The organism is Paenibacillus hexagrammi (assembly GCF_021513275.1).
GTDB classification, from domain to species: Bacteria; Bacillota; Bacilli; order Paenibacillales; family NBRC-103111; genus Paenibacillus_E; species Paenibacillus_E hexagrammi.
In genome coordinates this window covers 3,346,113-3,360,572 of sequence record NZ_CP090978.1, presented here as the reverse complement: position 1 = coordinate 3,360,572, position 14,460 = coordinate 3,346,113, and the positions used below count along the sequence as shown (strand labels likewise).

Below are 14,460 nucleotides of genomic sequence, written 5' to 3'. Positions count from 1 at the left end.
CATGCTTACATATCGTGAAACTGGGTTTTAGACGGGCAATTTTGTGAGAGGGGATGAAGATATGAAAGGGAAGTTGCTGATTATCGGCTTCGGTCCGGGAAGCTTTGAACATATGACCAGGCGGGCACGCGAAGCGATTCAAGAGAGTGAGGTCGTTATTGGCTACAACACATATGTGGACTTGATCTCAGGCCTGCTCACAGAACAACAAATCGTTCGAACAGGCATGACGGAGGAGGTCAGCAGAGCGCAAGAGGCAGTCCGGCAGGCTAATTCAGGCAAGAAGGTAGCAGTCATATCAAGCGGTGACGCAGGTGTATATGGAATGGCTGGACTCGTCTATGAGGTGCTGATGGAGCAGGGCTGGACACGGTCTGCAGGGGTTGAAGTGGAGGTCATCCCGGGTATTTCCGCTCTACATTCTGCAGGCTCGCTGCTTGGGGCGCCAATCATGCATGATGCTTGCACAATTAGCCTCAGTGATCACCTTACACCTTGGGAATTCATTGCCAAAAGAGTTGAGGCGGCGGGGCAGGCCGATTTTGTTATCGCTTTGTACAATCCGCGCAGCGGAAGAAGGACGAGGCAGATCGTGGAGACTCAGAGAATCCTCCTTCAATATCGTTCACCGGATACGCCCGTAGGTATTGTCAAGAGTGCGTATCGGGATCGGGAGCATGTCATCGTCACGACGCTATCTGAAATGTTGAACTACGAAATTGGCATGTTGACCACCATCATCATCGGCAATTCAAGCACTAAAAATTACGACGGGCTCATGATTACGCCAAGAGGCTATCAGCGCAAATATACGCTTGGAGCAGAGATTCAGCCTCTGAAGCCTCATCAAAGACTTCAAGCGGAGGCAGAGCCTTGGGCGCTTGCACAAGAAGAGGCGTCACAGGTAATCGGAGAATCAAGGAATACAAAGCCGTTAGTTCCGGCGCTGGGGTTCGATGAAACTTTGCAGGTAAGGCCAAATCTACATGAACTGGCTGTGGAGGCGCTCCAACTCGTTTCCCGAGGAAAAGGAGAAGAATCGTGTGCTGCACCAGTGCAGCTACCAGCACAACTACAGGCACAAACACTAATATCAGCTGAACTACGAGCACAAACGCAAGTACAATCGGCGGTGACAGCGACGAAATCAATCTTTGAATTCGCGGTTAGCCCTGGAATTGCCAATAAAAAGCTAAGCAGTACACAGTTAGTAGCTTTGGGACAAATCCTTGGGGATCGCGGAGATATGGAATACACGCCGCATCATCAGTTGATCGTAAGAATTCAAACGGAGAATCCGGTAGAAATAACAGAGGAGCTTGAAGCGCTGGGACTTCTGCTCTCTCCTATTGGAGACCTAGCGCAAATCAAAGCTTGTGATTTTTGTAATCTGGAAAAAAGTGAATCCATTCCTTATGCAGAGGCCATTCATAAGCGAGTCGGCAATCTCGAGGTTCCCAAAGAATTAAAGATAGGTTTTAACGGATGCGGGATGGCATGCTACGGTGCTGTACAACAGGATATCGGTATCGTGTACAGGAAAGAAAAGTTTGATTTGTTTCTTGGGGGCAAAACGGTGGGACGAAACGCGCATCCTGCCCAGCCTGTAGCTGAAGGAATCGAGCCAGGAGAGATTGTCGAGCTTGTAGCGCGAATCGTTGAACGATACAAGACAGAAGGACATCCGAATGAAAGATTCCATAAATTTTATAAGAGGGTGAAGGAGATCGAAGGGTACCGACATCAGGAAGCGCAAGGCTTTGTCATCGAAAATGCGGCCTGCGGGGATTAATGCTTGGATCATTTGCAATAGAAGTTCAGGAGGAGAACGAGATATGAATGCAGTTTTATTTGTTGGTCATGGCAGCAGGGATGAAGAAGGTAATGAAGAGGTCAGGCAATTTGTAGCTGATATTTCTGCAAGAATGAATGGTTTTTTAGTGGAAACGTGTTTCTTGGAGTTCGTTCTGCCTACGATTTCACAAGGAATTGAACGATGTATATCGCAAGGAGCATCACGTGTGATCGTGATACCGATTATATTATTTGCTGCCGGACACGCCAAAATCCATATTCCTGCAGCGATCGACGAAGCGAAGCTGAAATATCCGCAAGTTCAGTTCACCTACGGGAGACCAATCGGTGTTCACGATCAAATTCTTGACATCTTAACCTCACGGATTCTTGACTCTGGGATCCAAGTGGAGCAGGAGCAAGAGGACACGGCTCTCCTCGTCGTAGGACGCGGAAGCAGCGATCCAGACGCAAACAGTGATTTGTTCAAAATTTCTCGGCTTTTGTGGGAACGCCTTAAGGTCAAATGGGTGGAGACCGCCTTTATCGGGGTAACGGCTCCGCTGATTGATGAAGGTGTTGAACGATGTATCCGACTTGGAGCAAAGAAGGTTGTGATTCTCCCGTACTTCTTGTTCACGGGTGTGTTGATTCAAAGGATGGAAAGTTTGGTTGAGGGGTACGGCGAGAAGTATGTAAACCATGAGTTTGTGCTTGCTCCCTATTTCGGCTTCCATCCGATTCTGAAGGAAATTCTCATAAGCCGGGCGCTAGAGGCCGTCCAGGATGAGGTGAAAATGAACTGCGATATGTGTCAGTACCGTTTGGAAGCGATGAAGCATATCGACCATGATCATCATCATGATCACCATGGGCTTCATGATGAGCACCATCATGACCATGGACATGTTCACCATCATCATCATCGTGAGCACAACCATGAACACCACCAAGAGCATCACCAAGAGCACGATGAACACCACCATCAACACCAAGAGGAGAATCTTGGCCTTGAACATAATCATCATCACCGTCATGCGGATGTGCACGAGCGTGATCACGTCCAAGATCATCACCATGAGGAACACAGCGAACAACACGAACACGACCATACACAGCTGCAAGACAGCATCCCCGTTCAAATTGGGGGTACAAAGATATGATTCTTGTCCTAGCCGGAACAAGCGATGCGAGAGAGCTCGCACTCCAAATTCGAGCTGAAGGCCATGCAATTCTGACGACGGTGGTTACTGACAGTGCAGCTAAAAGCATGGAGATGGAAGGACTTCCTGTCCTGACCGGCAGATTGACAGCGGAACAGATGCAGGAGCTCATTCGTGATAAATGCATCCGTGCCGTGGTCGACGCTACACATCCGTTTGCGGAGGAGGCTTCCAAGAATGCGATAGCGGCATCGCAGGAAGCTAAGGTTCCTTACGTTCGCTTTGAGCGCCAAAGTCTAACTTACGAACAGAGTGGTCTCATTACGATCGTCGATGATTACCAAGCAGCGGCGGAAGAAGCTGCGCAAAGAAGAGGCAATATTATGCTCACGACGGGCAGCAAAACCCTAGGCATTTTTGCGAAGCGCTTGTTAGGGCTGCCTGATACAACATTAATTGCCCGTATGCTTCCGCGCAAGGACAATATGGAAAAATGCGAAGAGCTGGGATTGGAGCAGAGGAACATTGTCGCGATGCAAGGTCCTTTTTCCAAAGAGCTGAATCAAGCGCTATACGCCCACTATAACGTTACACTGATGATCACCAAAGAAAGCGGAAAAGTAGGCGCGGTGGATGAGAAGCTGGAAGCAGCGCTGGAGATGGGCATTGAGAGCATTGTGATCGGCCGTCCGGGGCTGGAATATGGGACCCAGTACGCAGACTTTGACGGTGTGCTGCAGCATATCGGACAGCTTATTTTTAAGGAGGCATAGACCATGGAATTTCATACGGACTTTAAACCGCTAACCGTTCAGCCGCAGGAAATCGAGGAGAAGAGCTTCGAAATGATTACGGAAGAGCTTGGTGAGCACAGCTTCACAGAGGAACAATATCCGGTCGTTCAGCGCGTAATTCATGCTTCGGCGGATTTTGAACTGGGAAGAAGCATGCGGTTCCATCCCAGAGCAATTGAAGCTGGCGTTGAAGCAATTCGTTCTGGGAAAATTCTGGTTGCCGACGTGCAAATGGTGCAGGTGGGCATTAGCAAGCCCCGCATCGAGCAGTACGGCGGCGAGGTCAAAGTATACATATCCGATCAAGATGTCATCGAGGAAGCCAAAAGGCTCAACACGACACGTGCGATTATTTCCATTCGCAAAGCGATCCAAGAGGCGGAAGGCGGTGTTTTTGCCATTGGCAATGCGCCGACGGCGCTACTGGAGCTGATCCGCCTGATCAAAGAAGGCGTTGCGAAGCCCGGACTCGTCATCGGCGTGCCGGTCGGCTTCGTCTCGGCAGCGGAGTCGAAGGAGGAGCTGGCGAAGCTCGATATTCCGTTCATCACGAATATCGGCCGCAAGGGCGGCAGTCCGGTCGCCGTGGCTGCCGTGAACGCGCTGTCCATCCTCGCAGCGCGGATGGGGTAAAACAGGCCATGGACGAGCAAGCGAAGCCGCTCCGCCATGGCTACACCACAGGCTCCTGCGCGACCGCAGGAGCCAAGGCGGCGCTGCTGGCGCTCATCGAGCAGGCGCCGCAAGCGGAAGTGCGCATCCGTATCCCGATCGGGGATACGGTCGCATTTGCTCTGCACAGCTGCGAGTACACGCAGCTGTGGGGCGAGGCCGCCGTGATTAAGGACGGCGGCGATGACCCTGACGCGACGCACGGCGCTAAGATCATCGTGCGCGTGAGCTGGCGCGATGAGCCCGGCATCGCGATCGACGGAGGCATCGGCGTCGGGCGCGTCACGAAGCCCGGCCTCCCCGTGGAGGTCGGCATGGCCGCGATCAACCCCGTGCCGAGAAAAATGATTCGCGAGACCGTGCAAGAGGTGCTCGAGCAGTACGAGATGGAGCGCGGCGTCTACGTGCTCGTCTCTGTGCCTGACGGCGAAGAAATCGCCAAGAAAACGCTCAATGGGCGGCTTGGTATCATCGGCGGCATTTCGATCTTAGGCACACGGGGAATCGTGGTACCTTTCTCAACAGCTGCCTATAAAGCCAGTGTAGCTCAGGCGATCCGCGTCGCCGTCAAATGCGGCTGTGAGCATATTGTGTTATCCACAGGTGGCCGCACGGAGACTTACGGAATCAGCATGTATCCGAATCTTCCAGAGGAAGCCTTTGTGGAAATGGGCGATTTCGTCGGCTTCGCCTTGACGCAGTGCCAGAGGCAGGGAGTCCGCAAAGTGACACTAGTCGGGATGATGGGGAAATTCTCCAAGGTTGCTCAGGGAGTGATGATGGTGCATTCCAAGAGTGCCCCGGTTGATTTTAATTTTTTGGCACAGGTAGCAGTAGAGTCAGAAGCTTCCGACACTTTACTTGAAGAAATCCGAAACGCCAACACAGCGGCGCAGGTAGGCGATCTGATGGCGGCAAGCGGTCATCGCCGCTATTTTGAACGTTTATGCGAAAGGTGCTGCCGCGCAGGTCTTCTGGAGGTTGGGGGCGGAGGCTTCGATGAAATCGAAACCGTCATCATTTCCATGAAAGCAGAGCTGCTGGGTCAGTCCTCAATTCGAAGAGAGCCACAGGCTCTGTAGCATTGTACGAGCGGTGTGGCATCGTATAACGGTTGTCAACGTTTACACGCTAGATGATCCACATAACCGGATAGCAAGATACATGAATCAGCTCCGAAAACTATTATCATTTTGAATGGCATTATACACAGATAGGATGAATCGAATGAGCGGCACAATGAAAATGATTGGTATCAGCGGTAATGGGAAAGAGAGCCTGTTACCTCTGTATATGAAGTGGATAGAGGAGTGCGAGGTATTAGTCGGCGGGGAACGCCAGCTAGCTCTCTTTCCGGATTTTCAGGGGAGAAAATCGTGATTAAAGGAAGCCTGCAGGCGTTGATGGAGACGATCGCAGGAACAGAGAAGAGAACCGTCATTCTTGCTACAGGTGATCCTCTCTTTTATGGAATAGGAGGATACGCCTCGAAGAAGCTAAACGGGATAGAGATTTATCCAAATGTCAGCTCGATTCAACTAGCCTTCGCCCGCATCGGGGAAAGCTGGCAGGACGCTTACATCACCAGTGTACATGGCCGCAGCATGAAAGGCCTCATACAGCGAATAGACGGCAAGCACAAAATCGCACTGCTGACCGATGATACGAACACACCGGCTGAGATTGCCAGGTATCTGCTCTCCTACGGAATGACGGAGTACCGGGCATTTATTGCCGAGAATTTAGACAGCGATAGCGAACGCACAGGTTGGTACGAATTGGAGCAGCTTACGGCAGCGGAATTTTCGCCGCTCAATGTGATGCTCCTGATATGGCAATCAGCTGGCCCGGAGTGGACATTAGGCATCGAGGATGATCAATTCGCACAGCGAAAGCCGGATAAAGGGCTGATTACGAAGAAAGAAATTCGCGTTCTGAGTCTGAGCCAAATGCGGCTGAAAGCAGACAGTGTCGTGTGGGATATTGGTACTTGTACAGGCTCGGTGGCCATTGAATCTGCCAAAATAGCCAAGTACGGACAAGTATTCGCGATTGAGAAAAATGCTGACGATTTGCAAAATTGCTTGGATAACTGCCGGAAATTTCGAGTAGATCTCACGGTTGTTCAGGGCCGGGCTCCTCAAGGCTTGGATTCCTTTGCGGACCCCGACGCTATCTTCATTGGCGGCACCGGCGGCGAGATGAAGGAGCTAGTAAAGGTTTGTTCACAGCGGCTTAAGCCGAAGGGCAGAATCGTGCTGAACGCTGCAACCATTGAGACACTGTATGAAGCTGATCAGACGTTCACAAGCCTGGGGTTTGAGACGCAGATTACGCTGGCACAGGTGTCGAGAAGTAAGCCGATTTTGAATATGAAGCGCTTTGATGCCCTCAATCCCATTTACATCATCACAGCCAAAGCCAAGCATGCGGAAGCGACAGATCAGGGAGGAAACGATGATGAGTAAAATCGGCACGTTATACGGTGTTGGCGTTGGTCCCGGGGACCCGGAGCTCATTACGGTCAAAGCGTTCCGGCTGCTGAAAGAATGTCCGGTTATCGCATACCCGAGAAAAATGCGCGGAGCTAAAAGCTATGCACTAGCGATTACAGAGATGTATATGAATACAGCGGATAAAGAAATGCTCGGACTCACCTTCCCTATGACGAGGGACAAAGAAGCCCTGGAAGCGCAATGGACCAAGACGGTGGAGCTGGTATATCAGTGTCTCGCCGAGGGTAAGGATGTCGCATTCGTTACCGAAGGGGATCCGATGATTTTCAGCACATATATTCATTTGATGCGGTTGATGAAGGAGCAGCATCCCGAGGTTCAGGCCGTTTCCATACCGGGCATATCGTCGGTGAATGCTTCAGCATCCCGATTAGGACTACCGATGGCGGACGGGGATGAGCAAATCGCGATCGTACCGGCAGTAGACGATTACGAAGCCATGCGCAAAGCGATTGAAGAGCACGACTGCATCGTTTTTATTAAAGTGGCCAAGGTGATTGATCTCATGCTGACGGTGCTGCGTGACCTGCAATTGGTGGACAAGGCTTCCGTTATTACCAAAGTGACATCTTCCGAGGAAATGATTTGGCGCAATGTGGAGGAGCTGCAAGGGCGTGAGCTGGAATATTTAACTTTAATGGTGGTGAGAAAATAGATGAAAGTATACATTATTGGAGCAGGTCCCGGCGATCCCGATCTCATTACTGTCAAAGGTCTGAAGCTGCTTCAGCAGGCGGATGTGGTCATGTACACCGATTCCTTGGTCAACGATGAACTGATTGCCATGGCAAAGCCTGAAGCTGAGATTGTGAAAAGCTCAGGCATGGAGCTCGGCGAAATGGTACAGCTAATGGTCGATAGGCTGAAGCAGGGCAAAATGGTGGTTCGGGTCCATACGGGTGATCCCGCTATGTTCGGTGCGACCATGGAGCAAATTGCCTTGCTGCGTAAGGAAGGAATCGGCTATGAAATTATTCCCGGTGTCAGCTCGGTCTTTGCTTCGGCTGCCGTGGTAGGCGCTGAATTAACGATTCCGGAGCTAACACAAACGGTCATTCTGACCCGTGCCGAGGGCAGGACACCGGTGCCGGAGCTTGAGAAGCTTCGTGACCTCGCGGCACACCACTGTACCATTGCCTTGTTTTTGAGCGCCACACTGACCAAGAAGGTCGTAGGTGAGCTGCTGGAAGCGGGCTGGAGTGAGGACACACCTGTAGCGGTCGTTCAGCGCGCATCATGGCCCGATCAGCAGATTATTCGTACGACGATCGCGCGTCTTGAGGAAGATATGAGAAAGGGCGGCATCCGCTCGCACGCAATGATTCTAGCCGGTTGGGCGCTTGATCCGGAGATTCACGGAAAAGAGGAATACCGCTCCAAGCTGTATGACAAGACGTTTACGCATCGCTTCCGCAGAGGAGTGAAGGCATGATCATCTCGCTCAAAGAAGGCAATATACCTACTATTCAGCAAAGCAGTGATTATGCCATTGTTGCGATTACCAAACACGGCGTTGAGACAGCGCGCAGGCTGCATGAACGTATGAGCGGCACGGACGTTTACTATATGAGCAAGTTTCGGCACGGAGATGAAGAACAGAAAGGCATTCAGCTCTTTGAGAATAGTGTGCGCCTGCTATTCCCCGCTTTATTTCCCGCTTATCAAGGATTGATTATCATCATCTCGCTCGGTGCTGTCGTGCGAATGATCGCGCCGCTGCTTCAGGACAAGAAGAAAGACCCAGCAATTGTCGTCATCGACGATCATGCCGAGCATGTCATCAGTGTGCTGTCCGGCCATTTAGGCGGAGCTAATGAGCTTACGCTGGAGGTGGCGGCTGCATTAGGGGCAAGACCGGTCATCACAACAGCCTCTGATGTGCAAAAAACGATTCCCGTCGACCTGTTCGGCCGCCGTTTTGGCTGGAGGTGGGAGTCCGCGGATAAGCTGACCCCGGTCAGTGCATCTGTCGTTAATGAAGAACGGATCGCGGTTATACAGGAATCCGGTGAAACCGATTGGTGGCAGCATGACCGTCAGATCCCGCCCCACATCCAGAGGTTCACGCAAATTGAAGACGCTGCCGCCTACGATCCGCAAGCGGTGCTGCTCATCACGCATCGCTTGCTGCGGGCAGATGAACAAGCTATTTTGCATAACGGTGTATTGTACAGACCGAGAGTGATCGTGCTTGGAATCGGCTGCAATCGGGGAACCGCGGCAGAAGAAATTGAAGCAGTCATTCGTGAAACATTGGACGAGTTAGGCTTTTCTCTGCTTAGTGTGAAAGCTGCTTGTACCATTGATCTCAAGAAGGATGAAGAGGGGCTGCTCGCGGTCGTTCGCAAATTTGGCTGGGAATTCGTCTGTTATACACCGGAAGATCTCAACCGTATTCCTGTTGAAGCCCCATCCGAAACCGTATATAAATTCACAGGAGCCTATGGGGTCAGCGAACCGGCAGCCAAGCTCTACATCCAGTCAGAGCAGCTTGCTCTGACCAAGAAGAAATCAGGGAACGTAACGATCTCTGTCGGTTTGCTGCGATTTGCGGAGGGAGGGCCATCGTGTCAGGAAGAATTGTCATAGCAGGTACAGGCAGCGGTGTCGGTAAGACGACACTGACGATCGGCATCATGGCAGCTTTACAGCAAAGGGGACTTGTCGTGCAGGGGTTTAAATGCGGCCCTGATTACATCGATCCCACCTATCATACGGCGGTAACCGGAAGGCCTTCGCGCAATTTGGACAGCTGGATGACAGGACGCGACGGTGTAAAAACTACCTATCTCAAAGGAAGCCAAGGTGCCGACATTTCCATTATTGAAGGCGTTATGGGCATGTATGACGGGAAAAACCATTTATCCGATGAAGGCAGCACCGCAGATATCAGCAGAATTTTGGATGCACCGGTGATCCTCGTTGTCAATATTGCCAGCATGGCTAGAAGCGCGGCTGCAATCGTGAAAGGGTTTCAGCTGTTGCAGCCGGCCTGCCGTATTGCCGGTGTCATTGTGAACCACGCTGGAAGCGCCGGACATTATAAGATGGTCAAGGAAGCTACCGAGCAGGAGTGCGGTATACCGGTAATCGGCTGGATGCCGAAGGCCGCGGATATTGCACTGCCGGAACGCCATTTGGGACTTGTTCCTTTCATTGAAAGAGGAGAGCTCGATGGGTATTTTCAGAAGCTAGCAGAGATGATCTCAGCTCAAATCGACTTAGACCAATTGCTTCAGATTTCTTCGATCGCAGCGGCTCTTCCGGATTTGAATGGAACTCCATCGACTCTTACGGGAGCGAATCAACGTGAAAAGCTGACCATCGCCATTGCCAAAGACTCCGCGTTTCACTTCTATTATCCCGAGAATATTGAGCTGCTGGAGTCCAGCGGAGCGGAATGCATTTACTTTTCTCCACTTGCCGGTGAAGAAGTACCAGCCAATGCCGATGGACTGTATATAGGCGGCGGCTTCCCTGAAGAGTTCGCGCAGCGGCTTGCAGCGAATGTTCATGCTAGAGAATCGGTTAGGACGAGAATCGCTGACGGGCTTCCGACGCTAGCGGAGTGCGGAGGATTTATGTTTTTAACGGAAGAGCTTGTGGATTCTGCCGGTGCGGCACACCCAATGGTTGGAGTCATTCCTGGAAGAGTGGTCATGCAGCGGAAGCTGGCAGCGCTCGGGTACCGCGAGGTGGAAGGTGTGCCAGGTAATTTCCTATTAGCAGAGGGAGAGAAGGCAAGAGGGCATGAGTTTCACTATTCTACCTTTCATAGCGATGAACAGGAAGTGAAGCCTGCCTTCCATTCCAAAGGCCGGCTCGGAACAAAGCCCGAGGGCATCGTCATGGCCAATCTGGTAGCCGGCTATACGCATTTGCATTTTGCCTCTAATCCGCAGATGGTCGGTCGATGGCTGGATGCCTGCGCCGTATACCGCGACAAGAAAAAAGAACCTAACCAGTAGCGGTCAGGTTCTTTTTTGTACCCATAGCAACAATTATTTAATGTACTGCATGGACTGTTCAGCAATGGTATGCTTAAAGCGATCCAGGCAATTGCACAAGTAATCTTTGCGGCAAATCGGGCAAGGCTCTTTCATTAATCTATTCAGGTCCGTTACTTTGCCAACTCCTGTTTCGGGATCTCTCTCGAAAAAGAGGCGGCACTCGTTTCTGTCTTTAAGAACGGCCACAATTTCGAAGAGACCATTTTTTTTGTTGTCACTGACAACCTTCGCATCAACTACCTGCGGATCATAAGCCACATGAATTCCTCCTCAAACTAGCATGACCTAACCTTTGTTAGCATGGGTGCATTAGTATATTATAGTAATAAACGAACTTTTATTCAATAGGAGGGCTGGAAGCGTGATAATCGACTATTGGGAGAAGGATGACAGTGGTTCCGAACCGAACATCTACGTAGGGCTGCAGTTTGAAGACGAGCCTGATTCGCTATACGTTGCGGAGTTGATTCTAGCTGAGGATCGCTCGATTCACAAGTGGGGGCTTCTTTTTAACGGCTTTGACTGTAACTATGCGTTTCGTGAAGAAGAGAAGGATCAGATTACGACCTATCTGAAGTCTCAAGGCCTGGAGCTGCTTTAAGAAGATGAATATAAATAGAAAAGGAATCGGCTCCATGTTCCTGGCTCCAATTCCTTTGTTTATGTTTGTGGTAGCGTCGCTCTAAAGCTTCCTTCATGGTCGGTGTTGTTTTGGTAACAGGATTTACACCATTCCAGTTCAGTCGTTGGACAGACGGATCTGATTTGCCTTCACGAAGATGCTTGATCCGTTTCTTTTTTGCTGTTGATAGAGACATCATCAATCCCTCTTTTCATAACTTGTTGTTTTTCTATTGTATGCAAACGGAACCGTTGCAGCAATGGAAAGTTTTATTGTAACGAAATTAGCTTCAAAAGGTGGTGTCAACATGCGTGTCCAAGTAAAGCTGTCTGTTGAAGGCAGTGCTGTCAAAGAAGAGATGCTCGAAATTGCAGAGCAGAAGCTCGGTGAACTTACCGATGAAGAAATTCAGCAGGCCATCGAAATCAACATACGTACTTGGTTAGATAAAATGCTCCAGGTCGAATGGGAAGTTATCGAGGAGTAGGCGTACACAATTGAAATGTAGGTAAAATAGGAAAAGCCCCGCAGGAATCTCAGGTTCCGGCAGGGGCTTGTTTGATTTGTGGGTCTATGTATGATTAGTGGATGTCGTTAACGCCAGTCTTTTGAATCGCGTGCTCCCAGCTAGGATAGTAATACAAAGCATTCTTCATTAAGTCCGGATGCTGCTTCTTCACATTTTTTCGTAAGTGATTCTCCGCTGTTGTGAAGCTGCACAATGTGACCCAGGACCTCGTCTGCACTCATGTTTAGCTCCATCAAGTCTCAACCTCCTTACTATGAATTTCTTACAATCATTGCCTCGAAATTGGCAAAATATACATAGATTCACGGTAACAAGGTTACAATAATTCCAACATTTGAGTAGGCACAAAGGAAGTCGGTGTAATCATGAATTGGCCATCTTTCACAGGCTTGAAGGACAAACTTGAGCTTATTTGTAAAGGAAAAATCAGCATCTGCCCTATACCTCAAAGCACGCTGCGCGCTCTTCCTCCAGGCAGAATCGTCGTCATGAAACAGCAGGACTTAGATGAGTCAACAGCTCAAGCATGTATAGAACGCAAGGTGAAAGCAGTTATTAGCTGTGAAGAAGCAATGAGCGGTATGTATCCGTCTCATGGTCTTCTCTTGCTGCTGCGGCACGGAATTCCCGTGTGGGAAGCGAGCTTGGAGGACTTGGAGCGGTTCGAGCAGGACATTATCATTTATATGTACGGAGATTACGCAGTTTGGGAAGATCAGCAGGTTTCCTGCAAGTTGATGACCAAAGAACAATGGATGAAGCAGATGCAGTCAGCGCAAAGCTGGGCGGCTGATCGAATGGAGTCTTTGATTGAACAGACATTGAAGACGGCTTTGCAGCACAAACATGAAATTGTACATAGACAACCTTTGCCCGATTTGCCTGTGGATTGGAGTGACAAGCATGTACTGGTTGTTGCCGGTGGCAAGGATTGCCTGACAGATGTAGAGGATGCGAAAGCGTATATACGGGATTTCCGCCCGATTCTCATAGCCGTGGAGCGTGGAGCTGATGTGCTTCTGGATTGCGGCTACAAGCCCCATCTGATCGTAGGTGCATTGGGGAGCATGTCGGACCGGGCGCTCCATTGCGGGGCTGAGCTGATTGTTCACCATGAACGGGACGCAGAGGAGTCGGAATTGCAGCGGCTTCGAATGCGCGGGCTTAGGGCGCAGGCTTTTACTGGTTTCGGAACAAGTACGGAAGTGTCGATGCTGCTTGCCTTTGAGAAAGGGGCTTCATGGATTGTGACGGCAGGGACTGACACCCATATGATCAACTTCTTGGAGAATGGAAGAACAGACATGGGCGGAGCTCTGCTCGTTCAGATGAAGGCAGGTCATCGACTGATCGATATCAAGAGTGTCAACATGTTTTATCAGCAAAAACGGTCACAGCTAACCGAAACGCTCATAACGCTTTGTTTGTCGGCGGGTTTCATTGCTCTTACTCTGCTGCAAATGGATTGGATTACAGATAAATGGACACAAGTTGTATGGAAGCTAGGTGGGTATGGATGAAGCCGAATCTATCGATAATTGTCCCAGCCTGGAATGTGGAACGAACGATTGCTCATACACTGCAACATGTGACGGAGGTGCCTTGGGAGCACTACCCTACACGGCTTGATTCAAGAAAGCATTATGAGCTGATCGTCATCGACGACGGCAGTACCGATCGAACTTACGAAGAAGCCTGGCCGTGGTCTGATCTGTTAGTCAGGCACCGGTTGAGACTGGGGAAAGAGGCTGCCATACAAGCCGGAATCGCTCGCGCTCAAGGGGAAATCGTGCTTATACTCGACGCCGATCTCCAGGAAACCGCCAAGCTTGCTCCCAGGCTGCTGGAGCCGATCCTGTGGGCCGATGCCGACCTGGTCATCGGCACGCTGCCTTCACCGGCCAGGTCCGGGATCTCCGGCCTGGCCAAACGGCTTACCGCTGGAGGAGCTTTTCGCTCCAGCGGCAGTAAGACCGCAGCTCCCTTGTCCGGACAGCGCGCTATGCGCGCTGATCGGCTGCGGGAGCTGGAAGAGCTGTTCCGCGGCTTCGGTTCGGAAGCCGCGCTGGCTCGCGATGCGCAGCAGCGGGGCCTGCGCATCGCAGAAATAGCCGTGCCCTTCGAGCACCGGGATTCCCGGCACGAATGGCACGGCTCTGCACGCAGCCGCGGACAGCAGCTTGCCGCGGCAGGGGCGGCTTTGTTTTCGCGTTGGAGATGGAGATAAGTGGCGAACAGCCGCTTGAGCTTCAAAGTTGCTTTCATCAAACAGTAAGACCGGACGCGAGTCCGGTGAGCTTGTTGATAAAGTAGGCTCACTCCGAGCTTCAGTAGCTTTTCTCCGAGCGCTGTTGACATTT

15 protein-coding genes and 1 pseudogene are annotated in these 14,460 nt (G+C 50.9%); 14 read left to right on the top strand and 2 right to left on the bottom strand.

Translation table 11 applies throughout. The features are described from left to right. Window positions 1-61: 61 nt before the first annotated feature. From cobJ to L0M14_RS15170, 10 genes and pseudogenes are all read left to right on the top strand, one after another. Window positions 62-1,792 carry a precorrin-3B C(17)-methyltransferase gene (gene cobJ / locus L0M14_RS15215; RefSeq protein WP_235117575.1) on the top strand — a complete coding sequence of 577 codons (1,731 nt, stop codon included), beginning with the start codon at window positions 62-64 and terminating at the stop codon, window positions 1,790-1,792. Between the two features lie 43 nt (window positions 1,793-1,835). After that, window positions 1,836-2,957, top strand: coding sequence for a sirohydrochlorin chelatase (locus L0M14_RS15210; RefSeq protein WP_235117574.1), 1,122 nt, complete (start codon window positions 1,836-1,838; stop codon window positions 2,955-2,957). Next, window positions 2,954-3,730, top strand: a complete 777-nt coding sequence (gene cobK / locus L0M14_RS15205; RefSeq protein ID WP_235117573.1) for a precorrin-6A reductase — start codon at window positions 2,954-2,956, stop codon at window positions 3,728-3,730. Before L0M14_RS15210 ends, cobK begins: the two co-directional genes overlap by 4 nt. A 3-nt stretch (window positions 3,731-3,733) precedes the next feature. Next, window positions 3,734-4,384 carry a precorrin-8X methylmutase gene (locus tag L0M14_RS15200; RefSeq protein WP_235117572.1) on the top strand — a complete coding sequence of 217 codons (651 nt, stop codon included), beginning with the start codon at window positions 3,734-3,736 and terminating at the stop codon, window positions 4,382-4,384. An 8-nt stretch (window positions 4,385-4,392) separates the two neighbouring features. Continuing rightward, on the top strand, window positions 4,393-5,505 hold the full coding sequence (locus L0M14_RS15195; RefSeq protein ID WP_235117571.1) for a cobalt-precorrin-5B (C(1))-methyltransferase: 1,113 nt from the start codon (window positions 4,393-4,395) through the stop codon (window positions 5,503-5,505). A 145-nt stretch (window positions 5,506-5,650) separates the two neighbouring features. Further along, window positions 5,651-6,891 (top strand): annotated as a pseudogene (gene cbiE, locus L0M14_RS15190) (precorrin-6y C5,15-methyltransferase (decarboxylating) subunit CbiE). Continuing rightward, a complete protein-coding gene (cobI, locus tag L0M14_RS15185) occupies window positions 6,884-7,594 on the top strand; it encodes a precorrin-2 C(20)-methyltransferase (RefSeq protein ID WP_235122918.1) in 711 nt (236 codons plus the stop codon). Before cbiE ends, cobI begins: the two are co-directional and overlap by 8 nt. After that, a complete protein-coding gene (gene cobM, locus L0M14_RS15180) occupies window positions 7,595-8,371 on the top strand; it encodes a precorrin-4 C(11)-methyltransferase (RefSeq protein WP_235117570.1) in 777 nt (258 codons plus the stop codon). Further along, on the top strand, window positions 8,368-9,528 hold the full coding sequence (locus tag L0M14_RS15175; protein WP_235117569.1) for a cobalt-precorrin 5A hydrolase: 1,161 nt from the start codon (window positions 8,368-8,370) through the stop codon (window positions 9,526-9,528). The genes cobM and L0M14_RS15175 overlap by 4 nt, the downstream gene beginning before the upstream one ends. Beyond that, entirely contained in the window at window positions 9,504-10,907 is a 1,404-nt protein-coding gene (locus L0M14_RS15170; protein ID WP_235122917.1) for a cobyrinic acid a,c-diamide synthase CobB, read from the top strand. The genes L0M14_RS15175 and L0M14_RS15170 overlap by 25 nt, the downstream gene beginning before the upstream one ends. Before the next feature lie 33 nt (window positions 10,908-10,940). On the opposite strand, the gene L0M14_RS15165 is transcribed toward L0M14_RS15170, so the two are convergent. Further along, window positions 10,941-11,207: a hypothetical protein gene (locus tag L0M14_RS15165; protein ID WP_235117568.1), complete on the bottom strand. Its 267-nt coding sequence runs from the start codon at window positions 11,205-11,207 to the stop codon at window positions 10,941-10,943. A 103-nt stretch (window positions 11,208-11,310) separates the two neighbouring features. Between L0M14_RS15165 and L0M14_RS15160 the strand changes: the two genes are divergently transcribed. Together L0M14_RS15160 and L0M14_RS15155 are read left to right on the top strand one after the other, a co-directional pair. Continuing rightward, a complete protein-coding gene (locus L0M14_RS15160; protein WP_235117567.1) occupies window positions 11,311-11,550 on the top strand; it encodes a hypothetical protein in 240 nt (79 codons plus the stop codon). A 328-nt stretch (window positions 11,551-11,878) separates the two neighbouring features. Then, window positions 11,879-12,058, top strand: coding sequence for a hypothetical protein (locus L0M14_RS15155; protein ID WP_235117566.1), 180 nt, complete (start codon window positions 11,879-11,881; stop codon window positions 12,056-12,058). Window positions 12,059-12,198: 140 nt separating this feature from the next. Here the strand turns inward: L0M14_RS15155 and L0M14_RS15150 are convergent, their stop codons facing one another. Next, window positions 12,199-12,333 carry a hypothetical protein gene (locus L0M14_RS15150; RefSeq protein ID WP_311198712.1) on the bottom strand — a complete coding sequence of 45 codons (135 nt, stop codon included), beginning with the start codon at window positions 12,331-12,333 and terminating at the stop codon, window positions 12,199-12,201. Window positions 12,334-12,465: 132 nt separating this feature from the next. Here L0M14_RS15150 and steA point away from each other — a divergent pair, with 132 nt between their 5' ends. Both steA and L0M14_RS15140 read left to right on the top strand, forming a co-directional pair. Continuing rightward, window positions 12,466-13,620, top strand: a complete 1,155-nt coding sequence (steA, locus tag L0M14_RS15145) for a putative cytokinetic ring protein SteA (protein WP_235117565.1) — start codon at window positions 12,466-12,468, stop codon at window positions 13,618-13,620. Further along, window positions 13,617-14,327 carry a glycosyltransferase family 2 protein gene (locus tag L0M14_RS15140; protein WP_235117564.1) on the top strand — a complete coding sequence of 237 codons (711 nt, stop codon included), beginning with the start codon at window positions 13,617-13,619 and terminating at the stop codon, window positions 14,325-14,327. Before steA ends, L0M14_RS15140 begins: the two co-directional genes overlap by 4 nt. Window positions 14,328-14,460: the final 133 nt, after the last annotated feature.